Consider the following 750-nt stretch of genomic DNA (forward strand, 5'->3'; position numbering starts at 1 on the left):
GCCGCAGTCCTTCAGCGTCAGCCCGGAGACCCGGGAGTCCGGCCAGGTGTAGGCGCCGACAGCCCACTGGGTGAGGCTGTCGCAGTACAGATCCCGGATGACGATGCCGGTGTGTGGCTTGTCGGGGCTCGCCGAGTGCGAGCCGACCGCGCGCGGCCAGCTGGTGGTGCCTGCCGTACCGGACGGACCGACGTGGCAGCCCTCCACGACGATGTCGATACAGGGGGTGTCGTCGTAGGGCCCGAAGCCTCCGAAGTACGCCGAGCCCTTGGCGAGGTCGGGCTGGATGAACTCGCTGAAGTCGCGGCCGCCGGGGTCGAGGTAGCCCAGGCCGCGCACGTTCGTGAGGCGGGCGGTCTTCACCGCGCTCAGCTCGATGCCGTGATAGCCGCACACGTCCTTGACCAGGGTGTTGCGGATGAGGACGTTCTCGGCGTGGCCGATGCTGATGCACATGGCCGAGGTGGGGTAGGCGTCCGCGCGGGCGTCCCAGACACCGCCCTCGATGATGATGTTGCCGTGGCCGGTGTACCCGCCGAACGTCTGGCTGGCGTCGCCGTTGAGGAGCATCGTTCCGGTGCCCGCGCGGCGGATGATCGCCCCGTCGCACAGGGTCAGGCGCGTGTTCCGGTAGATCCGCAGCGGCAGAGAGGACACGTCGTAGGTGCCCGCGGGCACGATGACGTGCCCGGCGCCTGCGGTGCCGGCGGCGGCGAGCGCGGCCTGGACGGCGGCGCCGGTCGTCGCGGA

1 pseudogene is annotated in these 750 nt (G+C 70.8%); it reads right to left on the minus strand.

The annotated features are described in order from the left end of the window. Positions 1–750 (minus strand): annotated as a pseudogene (locus tag CCN56_RS43805) (plasmin and fibronectin-binding protein A); the annotation flags it as partial.

Source organism: Streptomyces sp. NRRL B-24572 (assembly GCF_002156145.1).
In the GTDB taxonomy this organism is placed as follows: Bacteria; Actinomycetota; Actinomycetes; order Streptomycetales; family Streptomycetaceae; genus Streptomyces; species Streptomyces vietnamensis.